Raw genomic sequence first — 18,477 nt, forward strand, 5'->3', positions numbered from 1 at the left:
TTTTATTTCTACATTTTCTGAGTGCGGGAGATATCCGTTTTTCGTTACGAGCAACGTATAATTTCCCGGTTTTAATTCTACATCACCGCTGTTATATGTTTGGTCGTTCAGTTTTATTTCTGCGTCATTTGGCGTTACATCAATGGAAATTGTGCCGCTGTTTTTGGTGAGAGTAATATCGCGGGAAATTTTTTCTCCGCGTTTTATTTCTACATTTTCAGAGTGCGGGAGATAGCCGCTTTTCGTTACGAGCAACGTATAATTTCCCGGTTTTAATTCTACATCACCGCTGTTATATGTTTGGTCGTTCAGTTTTATTTCTGCGTCATTTGGCGTTACATCAATAGAGATTGCGCCGCTGTTTTTTAAGAGTGTGTTGGTAAAATTATTGTCCTCTCCTTCTTTCACTTCAATATTTTTTTCTGTATCAAGATAACCTGCGAGCGTGAGTTTAAGTTTGTAGGTTCCGGGGTAAAGCCATAATCCTTTATTCGTTTCTCCTTTTTCTGAGTTGTCAATAAGAATCTTTGCTCCCGTTGGTGTGCTTTTTATTTGCACCGATGCGAGTTCCACTTCTTTCAGTGCGAACCGAAACAACGTATTGCTTGGAGAAACATCTATTGCTTGCTCGATTGTTTTAAAACCTTGTTTTTCAATTTTTATGGTATGTTTTCCCACGGCAACTTGCTGCGTGGGAGAAGAAGAAAGTTTTTTTCCGTCGAGTGTAACTTGTGCATCGCTTGGCTCCAGTAAAAGATTGAGCGATACGGTTGTTATCTCCTTCTCTCCCGTAACTTTCAACTGAAACGTTTTTCCGCTTTCAAATTTTATATCGTAGTCATACAAAATAATTTTCAACGGAACATAACCCTCTGCATACACTTCTACCACACGTTCATCGGGTTGCAAAAAAAGAAAATAGCGACCAGGGTCTTTGTTCACTTTCACTATCCCGTTATACGCCTGAAAAGTTAATCCGCTTAAATCGGAAAGAATAATCAGTCCCGCGCACACACGTTGGTTTGCATCTTTGATACTGACATCAATCAACTCATCGGGACGATATTCACCTTTGCCAACAACGCGCATTTCGTTTTGAGCGAAGAGGATGGTAGCGGAAAAGAGGAAAAGGAAAATGTATTTCATAGTATTAGAAAATTAGGATGCTTCCGAATAACCCGTATCACGCTTTTCAGAAAATGAAGAGTCGAACGAAAAAAAATTCTCGACATCAATATCGAAACCCTTTGCAGAGTACGAACCCGCGCTTTCATTGAGAATATATTCGCCTTTGTATTCTTTTCGAACAATGCGATACAGCATTTCAGTGAATGCGTCAATATCTTCTTCGTTGTTGTAACATCCTAATGATGCGCGCGCCATTCCCGGCATCGTTGCTTTATTCCCGGTTACCATTTCTTTCATCAATCGCGCATCGTCTTCAGGAGAAATTTTTAACATTCGTTTTACGTACGGTTGTGCGCAAAAACATCCATTGCGAATTCCGATTGCGCCTTCCGTTCCCAAGATAGCGGCAACAAGTGCATTGTGCATTCCTTCGATGTTGAACGTAATGACGCCTACTTTGTTTCGCAAATTTTTTGTTGGTCCGTACAGAACTATTTTCGGAACATTCTGAATTTTTCTGAAAGCATATTCGAGTAATTCCAATTCGTGTTGTGCAATTGCGTCCATTCCAACTTCTTCGAGAATTGCGAGCGATTTTGCAAGCGCAATAATTCCAACAACATTCGGAGTTCCTGCTTCTTCTTTCTTCGGTGCATCGTCCCAGTACACATCATTCAGCGAAACGGCTTTTACTGTTCCGCCGCCAACAATATCGGGTTCGCCGTGTTCAAAAATTTCTTTCGGCGCAATAAGAACGCCGATTCCAAAGGGAGCGTACACTTTATGCGCAGAAAAGGCAAGGAAATCAATATGTTCATCGTCATCGTTCGGAAGAATGTTAATTTTACGATGAGGGACAAGTTGCGCCGCATCCACAAATATTTTTGCGCCTGCGTTATGCGACCATCGCGCAATATCATAAATAGGATTGCATATTCCCGTGATGTTCGACGCGCCGCAAACAGCCACCAGTTTTACTTTTCCCTTATACGCGTCGAGCGTTTTTTTTAACACATCGAGACGTAAATATCCATCGTCATCAACGCCGATGTGAATTATGTTTTTATGTTTTCTCCATGGCAAATCGTTCGAATGATGTTCCATTTCCGTTGTTACAATAATATCGTCGTGCTGAAATGGAAAACGATTGCTTATTTTGTTCACTGCTTCCGTTGTGTTTTTTCCGAAGATAACAACATTCTCATCTGCATCCGCGCCAAAAAAATCGCCGATAAAAGCGCGTGCGTTGTCGAAAATTGCCGTTGCTATTTGCGATTTGAATCCTGTTCCGCGATGAACGCCGGAATACCACGGCAAAAAATTTTCGATGCACGATATAACGGATTGAAATGTTGGTGTACTTGCAGCATTATCGAGAAATACGTAGCGGCGCCGCGTTCCGTCGAGAATTGGAACATAAGAATCAATGCCGACAATGTCGTCGCGAAGTGATGCAAGCGTGTGATGTTCGTCGGAGGAAAATTTATTCATCGGGTTAGAGTGATTTTTTTCGGTGAAAAGTTACAAGATTTTTTTGAAACTTTCTCAATTTATTTTTTGTAAAAAAGATGTTGTCGTACCGTTATTTATCCGCGTGGATGAAATGTTGTATGCACTTCTTTGAGGAACTCTCTGTCAATATGCGTATAAATTTCCGTTGTCGAAATATCGGAATGTCCGAGTAATTCCTGCACGACTCGCAAATCGGCGCCGCCTTCGAGTAAATGCGTTGCGAAAGAATGACGGAACGTATGCGGATGAATTTTTTTTTCTAATGCTTTTCTGCCGTAATATTCTACGATGTTCCAAATCATCATTCGCGTCAGTTTTTTTCCGCGCATACTCAAAAAAAGATGTTCGCTCACGTTTTGTTTGAGAGTGAATATGTTGCGTATTTCGTTTTCGTAACGGCGAATCCACTGTAATGCAATTCTTCCTATGGGGATCAATCGTTCTTTCGAACCTTTGCCGAACACGCGTACGAATTTTTCTTTCGTATATACATCGTTCTTTTTGACGCCGAGAAGTTCCGACACGCGCATTCCTGTTGCGTATAAGGTTTCCAAAATTGCGCGGTCGCGAATCCATATTTTTTGTTTCACGGAATTTTTTTTGTTTGCAAATTCTTTGCCGTTTGCGGATTCAAGTATATAAATGATTTCGTTTTGATGGAGAACTTCAGGAAGTGTGCGCGAAATTTTTGGGGTTTCGATAACATGAGTCGGGTCAATTGTAATGCGTTGTTCCCGCAGTAAAAATCTGAAAAATGCTTTCAGGGAGGAAATTTTGCGCGCAACAGATTTTGATGTAAGTTTTTTTTTTGACAGGTGAATAAGAAATTCCGTAATTATTGTCCCAGAAGTTTGTTCGAACAGAATATTTTTTTTCTTGAGAAATTGTAAAAATTCTTTGACATCATTCGAGTACGATTCGAGTGTGTTTTGAGAAAGATTTTTTTCTAAAGAAATATGTTGACAAAAAGAACGAAGAAGGGGAAATGCGGAATCTGCAGCGGATTCGTTTTGAGTTTTTCGAATGTTCTTCGTTGTTGGCAAAACAGATTATGGTTGAAAAAATATTTGTACGGCGACTACTTGCCTCTGCCCAACCAGCGCGTTACTTGTTCGGGAATGTCCGTAATAATAAAATCAACATCGCTTTTCATCGCTTTTTCGAAATCGGCTTCGGATACGATGTTGTATGCACCGAGGTAAAGTTTATTTGAGCGTACATCGGTGATAAGATTTTTTTTCAGTGTTTTGATATCGCACACAAACGTATCGGCACACGACATTTTGCAGAGCGAAGACGGCGATTTTCGAATGTGGCGATGAGTGTCGTAGTTGATGCCGCGCTGCAATTGAGTGTTATAATCAAAAAATTCATGAAGAAGATTGTGGTCGAAAGAAGTGAACAGTACATCGTTTTCCATTCCGAATTCTTTTACGAGTTTGATACTTTTTTCTACGATGAAATTATATTTTGCGTCATTGCCGTACGATTTTACTTCGATAATAAGTTTAATTCGGCCTTGGCAAATTTTCAGAACATCGCGGAGCGTTGGTATAATTTCGTTCGAGAATTGCGGATGAAACCACGAGCCGACATCAAAATTTTGCAATTCGCGAAGCGTGAACGTACTGATTTTTCCTCTTCCATTGGTTGTTCGGTTTATGCGATGGTCGTGAAAGACGATAACTTTGCCGTCGCTGGAGCATTGAATATCGAGTTCAATCATATCTATGCCAACTTCAATTGCGCGGCGAAACGCAACGAGTGTGTTTTCAGGAAATGTATCCGAACATCCGCGATGCGCGGCAACAAGAGGACGAACTTTTAAAGGAAACATATTTCTCCGCTACTGTGAAAATTCAAATTGTTGTATTTGTTGAAGCAATGTAGAATGAATTGCCTGCACTTCTCCTATGCCGTTCATAGTGAGAAGATTTCCTAATGAGTGGTAATATTCAATAACAGGTTCAGTTTGTTGTGCATAAACGATTAGACGCTTTCGAACAGTTTCTGGTTCATCGTCGTTTCTTTGAATTAACGGCGATGAACATTTTGGGCACGGTGTTCCTTGTGAAAGTTTATCTAATGTTTTGTTAAATGTTGCGCCGCACGTTTTGCAACAAACTCGTTCCTGCAATCTTCGGACGATTTCGTTTTCATCAACTGAAAAATTTATGACACAATTCAATGGTAATTTCAGTTCGCCAAAAAGTTGTGTGAGTGCAATCGCTTGTGGAATTGTTCTCGGAAATCCGTCGAGAATAAAACCGTTTTTTGCATCATCGTTTGTAACGACTTTACGGATAATTTCAATCATCAAATCATCCGAAACTAATTGTCCCGATTCAAGAACCGATTGAACTTTTTTCCCAAGCGGCGTTTCGTATGAAATTTCTTTCCGCAACATATCGCCCGTAGAAAAATGTTGAATAGAAAAATGCTCCGCTAATAATTTTGCTTGTGTTCCTTTGCCAACACCCGGAGGTCCGAGTAAAACAATACGCATACAACTCACTCTTTTTTTATCCGACTTTTTTTTCTAATTGTTCTTCTAACGATTGAATTACTTCCTCGAGTAGTTGTATAATTCTGTTGTCGTATTCGCGAATACGTTGTTTTCGCAGCATTCGCAACACATCTTCTTTCGGATAGTTTTCGAACAGAGAAATAACAGCGTTTCGAACTTGGGGAACAGGATCATTGAGAAACAACGAAAGATGTTTCACAACAGTATTGGTATCTGATGAAGAACGAACAAGAAGTTGCAATGCTTCCGTTCTGATTACGTGCGAATTTCCCGCCATCGAATACTCCATTAACGTTCTCACTGCCTTCGGCGCGTCAAATTTTACGAACGATTTTAACGCCGCAATACGTATTTGCTCCTGATATGAATCTTTGTTTAACCCTTGAATACAGTATGAAAGCGCATTTGCAGAATCAATTTTTGTCACCGCAGAAAGCGCTAGCGCTACAACAGAATAACTAGAATCTTCCAAAACAATTTTTTGGAGCGAAGGAAGAATTACCAGTTGTCGTTCACCTTTTATTTTTTCGAGCGTACGAATTACCGTCGCGCGTACTTTGCTGTTCGCATCACGCAACGATGAAAGTAGTTGCATCTGCGCTTTCGAAGAATGAACAACACCTGCTAATGCTTCTGCCGCATTTGCACGAACTCCCCAAAAGGAATCGTTTGCTAATCGGTTGATAATGGCTTCAGTGAATTTCGTGCTGTCGTCGGTAAAAAGATTTCTTCGTACAATGTCCAGCGCTTCCAAACGCGCAGGTGTGTCGCCGTGTTCAAGGAGATAGAGTATTTCATCTGTTGTGCGTTCAAATTCGAGTTGTTTTATGAGCGTGGACCCTTTATCAAAAACAATGGCAAGCGGTTTATCTTCAAGGGGAAATGAAAATTCTTTCGTGCGACGGTCAATCCAAATTTGTTCGACTTTACTTCCAGCGGAAGTAAAAAATTCTATTTCGACGGGAAGCGAAAAAAATCCCGTAAGCGAATCGAGTTTCTGTGTTTGACGAACAGTAAGTTTTAATACATCTTTTGTCTCATCGTAACTATCTTCCACAATAAGTTCGGGATAACCGGATTTATACAACCATTGATTGAAAAACCATTGCATATTGATTCCAGTCGCTTCTTCAATCGCAATCTTCAAATCATTCGTTTCAACGTTTTTGAACTGATGTTTGCGGAGGTAATGTTGCATTGCTTTCCACCATAAATCATCGCCTAAATATTTTCGAATCATATTCAAAACGGCGCCGCCCTTTGCATAAATGTGTTCGTCAAAAACTTCATCCGCATCAGTATAACCGTTCCAAACAATCGGTCGCTTTTCGTCGTTGTCCGCCGAAATTGCTTTTCGTTGAAGTCCCAAAACGAACCACATCATATCATCGTTACCTCGTTCGTGTTCAAGCCACATTGCTTCGCAATATGCGGCGAATCCTTCGTGTAACCACGAATGTGACCAATCGCGAGTTGTTACAAGGTTTCCAAACCATTGGTGCGCAAGAACGTGTGCAATGAGCCCATCGCTTTTGTAATCGAGGTGTGCGCGTGCATCGTGAAGTGTTTTTTCATGTAATATTGCGCCGCCCGCATATTCCATTCCGATATTCAAGTAATTATTTACAGTAACTTGCGTATATGTTTCCCCCGGAAATGCAACGCCGATTTTATCAGAAAAAAATTTTATAACTGATGGCGTTTTGGAAAACGTAATATTGGCGTTTTCCTTTTGTGCATCTGGGATAAGATATGCAAGTTGAATTCCATTGGAAGTTTCGACACGTTTAACAAAGTTTCCAACGACGAGCGAAATCAAATATGATGAATGTGGTTTGGTATCAACATAATGGAACGTCGTGGTTCCGTCTGCGTTTTTCTTTTCTTCGCGGAGTGTTCCGTTTGCTACTGCCGTTGTTGTTCCTTTGACCGTAACAGACATTTCACTGGTGGCTTTGTCATTCGGATAATCGTAACACGGAATCCAGCAATGATTATCTTCCGATTGTCCTTGAGTCCATGCTTGCCACGTTTTGCCCTCGACGGTAGAATCGGAAACAAAATATAATCCGCGTTTCGGTTTTGCAGAATAGGTAATGGTAACGCTCGTTGTTTCGTTGAGTTTGTACGGTTTTTCCAATGCAATTTTTATTTTCTTTCCTTCAAGAAAATACCGTAGCCTTTTTCCGTCGTGTGTCGTTGCCGAAGTGAAATTCATTCCTTCCTGGTCCAGTTCGAACACTTTGAAATCGGAACGAAGCGGAGTAAACGTAATAGTAGCAGTGCCGGAAACAGTACGCGTGGATTCATTCAATGAAAGATTGAAAGCATAGTGAAGAATATCTGCATTTCGTTCGCGGGAAAATTTTGCATTTTTGAAATTTATTTGTTGAGTGTAAGAATGAATGTCTAGCGCAAGAAACAATGCAAAAAGAATTATCAAACGTACTAGGTTCATAGCATTTATACTTGAATGAGAGGTTGAGAAAATGAAATATAGTTAGTGTTGGAATAAGGAAGTGTGTTCATCAAAAATTTTTTTGATGCTCCCATTTCAGAAGAAGTTACGGCGAGTTGTCCGCAAGCCGCTTCGATGTCTTTGCCAGCGCTGCTTCGCACAAAAACAGTTACCCGTTGCTCGCGAAGTTCTTGGACGAACTGGTCGAACGATTGTCGTGTTGGTGGTTTGAGTGTTGCGCCGAATCCATTGACTCCGGTAAATGCAATCGAGTGAAACGGTATAATATTTATTTTGGAAGGAACACGGCGAACAAGTTCCGATAGTCGTATCACATCAGTTCTCGTATCGTTTTTTCCATCGAACACAATATATTCAAAAGTAATGCGTTGTTTTGTTTTTGCATAATAGTATTCTGCCGCAGATATAACGTCGTCAACGGAATATTTTTTTGTTATTGGCATAAGTTGTTTTCGAAACGAATTATCAAGCGTATGCAGCGATATTGCAAGTTTTGCTTTGCATTGTTCATCTGCTAATTTTCTGATGTTGTCGGCATAGCCAGCAGTGGATATGGTGATATGTTTCGCAGATATTTGCATTCCCGTTGAAAAAATTTCAATGGATTTCAAGACGTTTTCGTAATTCAATAATGGTTCTCCCATTCCCATAAAAACAACGTTTGTTAGTTTCTGTTCGGTGTGTTTTCGTTGCAACCATTGTTCTGCAAACAATACTTGACTGACAATTTCACTTGTTGTTAAATTTCGTGTTAACCCCATTGTCCCTGTTGCGCAAAATTTACAATCGAGCGGACATCCAACTTGCGTCGAAACGCATAATGTTAGTCGTGAACGATAGTCCAATTCTTCGTCACATTCAACTGATGGAGAAGGAATAAGCACCGATTCAATCAATGCATTATCGCGAAGCCGAAAAAGGAATTTTGTTGTTCCATCAATGCTCGAAATTCGAGAAGAGACAAGGTGCAATTGTTCTATCATTGCTACGGTATGAAGCAATGAACGAAATGCTTTTGACAACGAAGTCATTTCGTTGAACGAAGAAACTCGTTCTCGATAAAGCCAATGAAACAATTGACTTGCGCGATATGGTTTTTCTCCAAGCATTGAAACAAAAACTTGCAGTTCCGATTGCGTGAGACCGGTGATGTTTGTTAATTCAGCGTTCAAGGGAAAAATTGGCAAAAATTCGGCACAAAATACTAATTCTTTTTGCGGTGAACAAGCCTACGCGGAGAAATTTATCTTCGCATTTTTATTGAATGATGTATAGTTTTGAAGGAAAGATTTTTCGTACTTTTTGCCGCAAAAAACATTCGTGCTATGAACTCACCGTTTCAAAACTTTTTGTTTCCCGTATCACTTACATTTGATGACGTTCTACTCCTTCCGCAGTATTCCGAAATTCTTCCGAATGAAGTTGATACATCTATTTCACTTTCAAAAAAATTGCATCTTGACATTCCAATAATTTCTTCACCAATGGATACTGTAACAGAAAGTGAAATGGCAATTGCGATTGCAAACGAAGGAGGAATGGGAATTATTCACCGCAACTTTTCAATTGAAAGACAAACAGAAGAAATCAAAAAAGTAAAATCGAAAAATAAAAAGTTGTTTGTTGGCGCCGCTGTCGGAGTTGGAGAAGATGCAAAACGACGTGCGGAAAATTTAGTAAACGCAGGAACAAACGCGCTCGTGATTGATACTGCACACGGTCATTCTAAAAAAGTAAAAGAGATGCTCGTGTTTTTGAAAAAGGAAATTTCTGAAATCGTTATTATTGCTGGAAATATCGGAACAAGAGACGGAGCAAAATTTTTGATTGACAATGGAGCAGATGTGTTGAGAGTTGGAATTGGTCCCGGTTCAATATGCACAACACGCATAGTTGCCGGGGTCGGAATTCCACAACTCACTGCAATTATGGAAACATCAAAAATTGCAAAGCGAAATAAAATTCCCATCATTGCTGATGGAGGAATAAAAAATTCCGCTGACGTTGTGAAAGCATTAGCCGCCGGCGCAAATGTGGTGATGCTCGGAAATTTACTCGCGGGAACGGATGAAAGTCCCGGCGAATTGATTGAACTTCACGGACGGCGTTTCAAACATTATCGCGGAATGGGTTCGATTGGTGCAATGCAAGGAATCGGCGGCGATAGATATACGAGCGGTTTGAAAGCAACAACGAAAACTGTTGCCGAAGGTGTTGAAGGTCGTGTTCCATATCGTGGAAGTTTGTCAAATGTTATTTCGCAAATCATCGGTGGTTTGCGCTCGGGAATGGGATATGTCGGCGCGAAAAACATTTCTGAGTTACATAAGAAAGCAAAATTCACATTCATCACAAAAGCAGGAATGATTGAGAGTTTGCCCCACAATGTCGAAATCACATCTGAAGCGATGAGATGAAATTCTCACGCAAAGACGCGAAGTCGCTATTTATAAATTTGCGTCTTAAATTATTTCTCGATAAACTTGTTATGAAACTCTTCTTCAAAAGCCATTTCTTAAAGTCGCAAATCCAAAACCTCCTTTGCATCTTCGCGTCTTGGCGTGAGATAAAACAATGCACGATTCAATAGCCATTCTCGATTTCGGTTCACAATTTTCGCAACTTATTTGCAGACGAGTTCGTGAACTTGGTGTGTACGCCGAACTTTTTTCCCACGACACTTCAAAGGAAGAATTATTTTCCCACAACATCAAAGGAATAATTCTTTCGGGTGGTCCCGCAAGCATATATGAAACCGATTCCCCGCAACTCCACCACTCAATTACTCAACTACTCAACCACTCATCTACTCCCATCCTCGGAATTTGTTACGGAATGCAACTTCTCGTTCACACGTTGAAAGGAAAAGTATCGCGCAGTGAAAAACGTGAATACGGTTTTGCAGAAATTGAAATCGAAAAAACAAACGAGATTTTTTCTTCGCTTGAAAAAAAGCAAACCGTGTGGATGAGTCACGGTGATGAAGTAGAGGAATTGCCAAATGGATTTTCAAAAACTGCTTCGAGTGTAAATTGCAATTTCGCTGCGATGGTAAATGTGGAGAAAAATATTTTTGGTGTCCAATTTCACCCGGAAGTTGCGCACACAAAAAATGGAAAAGCCATTCTGAAAAATTTTGTTCTCGGTATTTGTCAATGTAAAAATGATTGGAGTGCAAAAAGTTTTATTGACGAATCGGTTGAAACAATTCGCACAAAAGTCGGGAAAGAAAATGTTCTTCTCGGTTTGTCGGGCGGAGTGGATAGTTCGGTAACTGCGGCATTACTTCACAAAGCAATTAACAAACAACTTACGTGTGTTTTTGTGGATAATGGTTTGCTCAGGAAAAATGAAGCAGAAAATGTTCAACAAACTTTCAATTCGTTTCCACAATTCAATCTCATTGCCGTAAATGCAAAAGAAAAATTTCTTTCTGCTTTGAAAGGAATCACTGACCCGGAAGAAAAACGAAAACGTATCGGCGAAACATTTATTCGTGTGTTTGAAGAAACTGTACGACAAGTTTCCAACTTGTCAACTGGACAAATTGGAAATTTGTCCTACAAATTTCTTGCGCAAGGAACATTGTATCCTGATGTAATCGAAAGCGCACACCCGGAACGAAATAAAGCGCACAAAATAAAAACGCACCACAATGTTGGCGGACTTCCGAAAGATTTACACTTTGAACTCATCGAGCCGTTGCGGTATTTATTCAAGGATGAAGTGCGGCGTGTCGGACTTGAACTTGTTTTACCCGAAGAAATTGTATTTCGCCATCCATTTCCCGGCCCTGGATTAGCAGTGAGAATTATCGGCGAAGTAACGGAAGAAAATTTATCGCTTCTCCGCGAAGCAGATGCAATTTTTATCGAGGAACTTCGTTACGCAAATCTTTACCGACAAGTTTGGCAAGCGTTTGCTGTTTTAACGCATGTGCAAAGCGTTGGCGTAATGGGCGACGGAAGAACGTACGATAAACTTGTTGTTCTCCGCTCCGTTACGAGTGATGACGGAATGACCGCTGATTGGTCGCGATTGCCCGATGAACTTCTCGCAAAAGTTTCTTCTCGCATTGTCAATGAAGTTCGCGGCATCAATCGAGTTGCGTATGATATTACTTCCAAACCGCCAGCAACAATTGAATGGGAGTGAGAGGGAATTTTAGATTTTAGATTTGCTCGTCGTTAACTTTTAAGTTATCTTTGTGTTGTGAAAATAGAAAGGCAAATAATTTTTCACCGACAATATTTCATAGATTTTTATTTGAAACAGACGGAAACGGTTCAAGAAAAAATCGGTTATGTTTTTCGAATAATAAAAACTGTTGATAAAGTTCCAGAAAAATTTCTAAAATATATTGAAGGAACCGATGGGCTTTATGAAATCAGAGTAGAAGTAAGCGGAAATATTTTTCGCATATTTTGTTGCTTTGATAAAGGAAATGTTGTCGTCCTTTTCAATGCCTTTCAAAAGAAATCACAAAAGACTCCAAGACAAGAAATAGAACTTGCTATAAAATTAAAGAAAGAGTATTTCACACTAAAAAAATAAAACATTATGAAAAAGAACGAAGCAATACGTAAAGCAAAAAACTTTGATGAGTTGTTAGATGTTCAGTACGGAAAAATCGGGACAAAAAAGCGTGATGCGTTTGAAGCACGTGCGCAATATTTTGTTATCAGCGAAATGTTGAGAGAAGCGCGACGTGAAGCCGATTTGACGCAAGAACAACTAGCTGAAAAAGTTGGAACAAAGAAAAGTTATATCTCACGACTCGAAAATGGAAAATGCGATATTCAACTTTCTACATTGTATAGAATTTTTGAAGACGGATTAGGAAAACGCATCAGTTTACTCATTGCATAAAATAAATTTGAAACACAATGCTCTCTATTGCGTTGCATACGATATTACTTCCAAACCGCCAGCAACAATTGAATGGGAGTGAGAGGGAATTTGTATTTTGGTAAAAAACAACTGTTCTTGTTGATTAGCGATTGGCGTATTTGAATGGGGAGTTGTATAAATGAAGACTTAAAGTGTTTTCAATTTTCCTTTTACTTCGTCCACACTCGAATATCCTTTCTTCTCCATCAACTCTTGCAATTCTTTTTCAATTCTCTCAAAACATTTCACTCCTTCTTCAACGAGTATTGTTCCAATTTGCACTGCACTTGCGCCGCAAAGTAAATATTCAAAAACGTCACTTCCGGTTTCAATTCCTCCAACACCGATAATCGAAATATTTCTGTTCAGCAATTCATAAAACTTTCTCACGTTTGCAAGCGCAGTTGGTTTTGCATACTTCCCACCTATTCCGCCAAATCCGCCTTTCGGTTTTATCATCACCGTTTCTGTCTCAACATCAATCGCGAGTCCATTTCCCAATGAGTTTATACACGTTACGAATTCAAGAGGAAATTGATTCAACACGTTTGCCATTTGTTCAAAGTGAATGAAATCAAAATACGGAGGAAGTTTTACGCCAAGTGGCTTTTTGCAAACTGAAAAAACTTTTTCAAAAAGAATTTTTGATTGCTCAAAATCATATCCGACTTGTGGTTTACCGATGAGGTTGGGACACGATAAATTGAGTTCGAGCAAATCAATTTCTGTAACAGAAGAAAGTTCTCTTACAATCGTAACGTTATCATCAAACGTCATTCCCGAAACACTGACGATATACGGTTTTCCGAATCGCTTCAAGGACTTTGCAAACTCTGCATATTTTTTGTAGCCGAGATTCGGAATTCCCATCGAGTTAATGGAGCCATACGGAAGTGAATGATAACGCGGTGATGGATTTCCTTCGCGTGGTTCAAGTGTGCATGATTTGGAAAGTATCGCGCCGGATTTTGAATTGCCAATCGCTATTAGTTCTTCTAATGAAGTACACAATGCTCCGGAAGCATTGTAGATACACGATGGAAATGTTACATTTGCAATTGTTATGGAAAGTGAAATCATACGGAAAATTTTTGTGGGAAAATTTACAAAAAATCTAAAACCCTTTCCGTTTTTCTCACAGAAAATTTTCTATATTTGAGCCCGAAAATTTTCACGCCGTGTTTTCCTTCACTTCCGAATTAAAAAAATACAATGCCTCACCGAATTGAGGTACTCGCGCGCCACAGAGAAACGCGAGCCCAACTTCGTCGCTCAAAACTTCATTCTCTTGGTTTTGTTGACGTTCAGCGGTTTTATCTCCTTGATTGTATTACTATCTCTTCTCACTTTTCTCCGTTACAACTTCTAAAAATTTCTTCCGCATTATCAAATCCCGTTTCACAACAAGTTTTTATTGACGAGCCATTTCTTCCCAATGAATTTAAGTGGGCAATTGAAATCGGGTTTTTACCCGGTGTAACTGATAACATTGGAAATACAGCACGCGAAATTATTTTAGATTTATTTAGTTACAAGTCGCAAGTTTCGAGTTACGAGTTAATGCCGAGCAACTTGCAACTTGTAACATGTAACTCGCAATCTTCATCACTCCTCGACGAGTCGAGTCATCGACATCACTCAAATACTTCTTCAGTTTCCTCACATTCCACATCTCACATCTCACATCCGAAAGAATTCTCCGTTCATTCATCAACGCTAATGCTGCTTGATGGATTTCTTTCGATGGGACAAGTGCAAAAGATTTCAGAAGTGTTTGCAAATCCGCTCATCCACTCCATTCGTATAAAAAACAGAACTGCATATCGCAACGGAAACGGAATGGGAATTCATATTCCGAAAGTAGAATTGAAACCGCATCCGCAAGCAGATGAAGTACATTTAAATGTAAGTGATGAAGAACTTCTGAAAATTGGAAAGTTTGGAATTCTTGATAGAGTTGATGAAAGTGGAAATGTCAACGACTCGACTCGTCGAGAAATTCGTCGTGGTTCGCTTGCACTTGATTTAGAATATTTGAAAACGATTCAATCGTATTTCAAGTCGCTCGGAAGAAATCCCACTGATGTTGAACTTGAATCGCTTGCGCAAACGTGGAGCGAACATTGCAAACACACAATCTTCGCAGCGCAAATTGATGAAATTGAAGATGGAATTTTCAAACACTATATCAAACGCGCAACGGAAAAAATAAGAATAGCGAAAGGTGAAAACGATATTTGTATTTCTGTTTTTCACGATAATGCCGGTGGAATAATTTTCGATGAGAATTTTGTCGTTACGGATAAAGTGGAAACGCATAACACTCCATCTGCACTTGACCCGTTTGGCGGCGCGATTACCGGAATTCTCGGAGTGAATCGCGATGCGGTTGGATTTGGGAAAGGCGCAAAACCAATTCTCAATCGTTACGGATTTTGTTTCGGATTTCCTGATGATGAACAGGAACTCTATCGCGATAAAGAAAAATTCAATCCGTTACTTTCTTCAAAAAGAATAATGGAAGGTGTGATTGATGGCGTAAATGTCGGAGGAAATTGTTCCGGCATACCAACACCGCAAGGATTTTTGTATTTCAACGAGCGCTACAAAGGAAAACCTCTTGTGTTTGTCGGAACTGTGGGAATCATTCCAAGAAATTACGAATTACGAATTACGAATTACGAATTACAAAAAACCCCATCACTCCATAACTTCAACACCCTCATTGAGAAATGTGCTCAAATCGGCGATTATATTGTAATGATTGGCGGACGAGTTGGACAAGATGGAATTCACGGTGCGACATTTTCTTCCGAAGCATTACACGAAGCGAGTCCATCCACAGCGGTTCAAATCGGCGACGCAATTACTCAGAAAAAACTAAGTGATGCAATAGTTAAAGAAGCGCGCGATTTGAATTTATTCAACAGCATCACGGATAACGGCGCAGGTGGATTATCATGCTCCGTTGCAGAGATGGCGAAAGAGTGCGGCGGATGTTTTGTTGAACTGGAAAAAGTTCCGACGAAATATCCCAATCTTCCTCCATGGAAAATCTGGATTTCCGAATCGCAAGAACGTATGACTCTTGCAGTTCCGAAAGAAAAATGGACAGCATTTTCTGACTTAATGAATCGCCGTGGAATTGAAGCAACCATCATCGGAGAATTTACGAACAGCGGAAAATGCGTCGTAACATTTCACGGGAAAGAAGTGATGAACATTGATCTGCATTTTCTTCACGATGGATTGCCGAAGAAGGTTTTGAAAACAAATGAAAGAAAAGAGCATAGAGCAAAGAGCGTAGAGCAAGGAGTATGGAGCGAGGAACAACGAGACTCGAACAACGGAAAGAGTTTTTCATCTCAACTACTCAACTACTCAACTACTTCAAACACACATCACAAATCTCATATCGCAAATCTTTTACATCTTCTCTCCCATCCGAATCTCACAAGCACAGAATTTGTTTCGCAGCAATACGACCACACAGTTCAAGGAACGGGCATCATTAGTGGTTTGCAAGGCAAAGGACGCGTGAACGGAAACACGAGCGTGATTCGTCCGTTGTTTAATTCGTGGAAGGGAGTTTCTGTTTCGCAGGCATTGTATCCGCATCTCACGGAATCGGGTCCATACTTGACTGCAGGATTTACGATTGACCAAGCGATTCGCAATCTTGTCGCAGTAGGCACACCGTTGAACCACATTGCATTGCTCGATAATTTTTGTTGGTGCGATTCCAATAATCCAAAGCGATTGTGGCAATTGAAAGAAACTGCACGCGGTTGTTACGATTTTGCCGTTGATTTCGGAACGCCGTTTATTTCAGGCAAAGATTCGATGTTCAATGATTTTCATGGTTATGATGAAAATGGAAACGAAGTCAATATTTCCGCATTGCCAACGTTGTTAATTTCCTCACTCGGCGTTGTACAAGATGTACGAAAATGTCAAACGATGGATTTCAAATTTGCTGATGACGAAATTTTTCTTGTTGGAGAAAATTCATTTGATTCAAAAATCATAACACAAAAATCAACCTCGAATTGCAAAGTAATCGAAGAAGCAATTGAAAATGAAATTCTTTCTTCTTCCTATGCAATTGGTTATGGAGGAATAGAAATCGGTTTGGCAAAAATGAGTATTGCGGGACAACTCGGAATTGATGTTCAACTTGATGATGAGTTTATATTTTCAGAAACCACATCAAGATTTCTTGTAACTGTTACCAAAGAAAATGTAAAGCAATTTTCCGAAATGGTTTCTCGGCACAATTCAACCGCAACAAAATTAGGAACAGTTCTTTCTTCAGAAATATTTTCCATCAAGAATTTGAAGAATGAAAGCATCATCGAAACAAGTATTGAAGAATTAGAAAACGCATACAGAAAAACATTTTTGAATTATTGAAATTATTATTTCTCGCAAAGGCGCAAAGACAACAAAGAAACTTTATGCGACTTGGCGTCTTTGCGTGATAAAAACATGAAACCAAAAACATTCATACTCTCTGGCTACGGATTCAACTGCGAAGAAGAAACGAAAATCGCGTTTGAACTTTCCGGCGGAAGCGCAGAAATTATTCATATCAACGATTGGATTGATAACAAAAATCAAATCCGTGAATATCAAATCTTTGCAATTCCCGGAGGGTTTTCGTACGGTGATGATACGGGTTCGGGAAATGCAATGGCAAATAAAATCCGCAATCATTGTTGGGACGAATTGCTGAAATTTATTTCCGAAGATAAACTCGTCATCGGTATTTGCAATGGATTTCAAGTGCTCGTCAATTTGGGTTTACTTCCCGCGGTGAACGGCGAGTATGGAAAACGAACTGCCGCAATGTTGCACAATACTTCTGCGCGGTACATCAATCGCTGGGTAAATGTGAAAACTACGAGCGAAAAATGTATCTTCACGAAAAATATTTCGCAAATGTTCATTCCTGTTGCGCACGGAGAAGGAAACTTTTTTGTGGAAGTTGAAACACTTTCTCACTTAAAGGCGAACGAACAAATTGCCTTACGTTATGTTTGCGAAGATGGAACAAACGCAAACGGAGAATTTCCATCTAATCCCAACGGTTCACTGGATGATATTGCAGGAATGTGCGATGCGAGCGGTAGAGTGTTTGGTTTGATGCCTCATCCTGAACGAGGAATGTTTTTTACGCAACGACCCGATTGGACTTTGCTGAAGGAAAAATTGAAACGCGAAGAAAAACCACTTCCTGAATGGAATGATGGAATAGAAATTTTTAGAAATGCAGTACATTATTTTTAGTCACGAATTTCACAAATTAGCACTACAATAATTCGTGAACATTCGTGTAATTAGTGGCAAATAAAATTATGAAGACAAAAATTCTTGATTCAACTTCTTTCACGCGCACGCTTTCTCGACTTGCGCACGAAATCATCGAGAAAAATCGCGGCGCAGAAAATTTGGCAATCGTCGGAATTCGCACGCGCGGTGAATATTTGAGCCGACGACTTGCAAAAACAATTTTCGCGATTGAACAAATTCCTCTGCTCACCGGCGCGCTCGATATTACGCTTTATCGCGATGACCTTTCGCAACTCGATAAACCCGTGATGAAAGGAACGGATATTCCTTTCGACATTGCGAACAAAAAAATTATTCTCGTGGATGATGTGTTGTTCACGGGACGAACTGTGCGCGCCGCGTTGAATGAATTGATGGATTTGGGACGACCGGCAAATATTCAACTTGCAGTATTGATTGACCGCGGACATCGTGAACTACCGATTGAACCGAATTATGTCGGAACAAAAATCACTACAGAAAAAACTGACGACGTGCAGGTAACGATGAAAGAAATTGATGGTGAAGACGGCGCGGTTTTAATTATGAATTAGGAAGGAAGAATAAGAAAATATGGAAACTAAAAAAGAAATAAATAATACTTTGCGAT

16 protein-coding genes are annotated in these 18,477 nt (G+C 39.9%); 8 read left to right on the top strand and 8 right to left on the bottom strand.

Annotated elements, in window-relative coordinates:
- From FJ218_07540 to rlmN, 7 genes are all read right to left on the bottom strand, one after another.
- The coding region (locus FJ218_07540; protein MBM4166748.1) for a PEGA domain-containing protein at positions 1–1,146 on the bottom strand (1,146 nt) is incomplete at its 3' end.
- Between the two features lie 12 nt (positions 1,147–1,158).
- Positions 1,159–2,619 (bottom strand): aminotransferase class V-fold PLP-dependent enzyme, encoded by a 1,461-nt coding sequence (locus tag FJ218_07545; protein MBM4166749.1) that lies wholly within the window; start codon positions 2,617–2,619, stop codon positions 1,159–1,161.
- Positions 2,620–2,714: 95 nt separating this feature from the next.
- A complete protein-coding gene (gene xerD / locus FJ218_07550; protein MBM4166750.1) occupies positions 2,715–3,665 on the bottom strand; it encodes a site-specific tyrosine recombinase XerD in 951 nt (316 codons plus the stop codon).
- A 53-nt stretch (positions 3,666–3,718) separates the two neighbouring features.
- A complete protein-coding gene (locus FJ218_07555) occupies positions 3,719–4,477 on the bottom strand; it encodes a hypothetical protein (protein MBM4166751.1) in 759 nt (252 codons plus the stop codon).
- A 9-nt stretch (positions 4,478–4,486) separates the two neighbouring features.
- Positions 4,487–5,146, bottom strand: coding sequence for an adenylate kinase (locus FJ218_07560; protein ID MBM4166752.1), 660 nt, complete (start codon positions 5,144–5,146; stop codon positions 4,487–4,489).
- Between the two features lie 16 nt (positions 5,147–5,162).
- Positions 5,163–7,625, bottom strand: a complete 2,463-nt coding sequence (locus tag FJ218_07565) for a hypothetical protein (GenBank protein MBM4166753.1) — start codon at positions 7,623–7,625, stop codon at positions 5,163–5,165.
- 5 nt (positions 7,626–7,630) lie between these two features.
- Positions 7,631–8,833 carry a 23S rRNA (adenine(2503)-C(2))-methyltransferase RlmN gene (rlmN, locus tag FJ218_07570; protein ID MBM4166754.1) on the bottom strand — a complete coding sequence of 401 codons (1,203 nt, stop codon included), beginning with the start codon at positions 8,831–8,833 and terminating at the stop codon, positions 7,631–7,633.
- Positions 8,834–8,971: 138 nt separating this feature from the next.
- Between rlmN and FJ218_07575 the strand changes: the two genes are divergently transcribed.
- From FJ218_07575 to FJ218_07595, 5 genes are all read left to right on the top strand, one after another.
- The gene (locus tag FJ218_07575) at positions 8,972–10,063 is read left to right on the top strand and encodes an IMP dehydrogenase (GenBank protein ID MBM4166755.1); all 1,092 of its coding nucleotides are present in this window, start codon (positions 8,972–8,974) and stop codon (positions 10,061–10,063) included.
- Positions 10,064–10,220: 157 nt separating this feature from the next.
- Positions 10,221–11,801: a glutamine-hydrolyzing GMP synthase gene (guaA, locus tag FJ218_07580; GenBank protein MBM4166756.1), complete on the top strand. Its 1,581-nt coding sequence runs from the start codon at positions 10,221–10,223 to the stop codon at positions 11,799–11,801.
- 63 nt (positions 11,802–11,864) lie between these two features.
- On the top strand, positions 11,865–12,200 hold the full coding sequence (locus FJ218_07585; protein MBM4166757.1) for a type II toxin-antitoxin system RelE/ParE family toxin: 336 nt from the start codon (positions 11,865–11,867) through the stop codon (positions 12,198–12,200).
- Between the two features lie 6 nt (positions 12,201–12,206).
- A complete protein-coding gene (locus FJ218_07590) occupies positions 12,207–12,515 on the top strand; it encodes a helix-turn-helix transcriptional regulator (protein MBM4166758.1) in 309 nt (102 codons plus the stop codon).
- Complete coding sequence (locus tag FJ218_07595) at positions 12,508–12,597, top strand: hypothetical protein (protein MBM4166759.1); 90 nt, start codon at positions 12,508–12,510, stop codon at positions 12,595–12,597. Before FJ218_07590 ends, FJ218_07595 begins: the two co-directional genes overlap by 8 nt.
- A gap of 86 nt (positions 12,598–12,683) precedes the next feature.
- On the opposite strand, the gene FJ218_07600 is transcribed toward FJ218_07595, so the two are convergent.
- Positions 12,684–13,616, bottom strand: a complete 933-nt coding sequence (locus tag FJ218_07600) for a dihydroorotate oxidase (GenBank protein ID MBM4166760.1) — start codon at positions 13,614–13,616, stop codon at positions 12,684–12,686.
- Between the two features lie 480 nt (positions 13,617–14,096).
- Here FJ218_07600 and FJ218_07605 point away from each other — a divergent pair, with 480 nt between their 5' ends.
- The 3 genes from FJ218_07605 (at position 14,097) to pyrR (ending at position 18,421) form a co-directional block, all read left to right on the top strand.
- Positions 14,097–16,949 carry a phosphoribosylformylglycinamidine synthase gene (locus FJ218_07605; GenBank protein ID MBM4166761.1) on the top strand — a complete coding sequence of 951 codons (2,853 nt, stop codon included), beginning with the start codon at positions 14,097–14,099 and terminating at the stop codon, positions 16,947–16,949.
- Between the two features lie 75 nt (positions 16,950–17,024).
- A complete protein-coding gene (gene purQ / locus FJ218_07610; GenBank protein MBM4166762.1) occupies positions 17,025–17,825 on the top strand; it encodes a phosphoribosylformylglycinamidine synthase I in 801 nt (266 codons plus the stop codon).
- A gap of 68 nt (positions 17,826–17,893) precedes the next feature.
- Positions 17,894–18,421 carry a bifunctional pyr operon transcriptional regulator/uracil phosphoribosyltransferase PyrR gene (pyrR, locus tag FJ218_07615; GenBank protein MBM4166763.1) on the top strand — a complete coding sequence of 176 codons (528 nt, stop codon included), beginning with the start codon at positions 17,894–17,896 and terminating at the stop codon, positions 18,419–18,421.
- Positions 18,422–18,477 lie beyond the last annotated feature (56 nt).

It is taken from the genome of Ignavibacteria bacterium (assembly GCA_016873775.1).
Taxonomy (GTDB): domain Bacteria; phylum Bacteroidota; class Ignavibacteria; order UBA10030; family F1-140-MAGs086; genus JAGXRH01.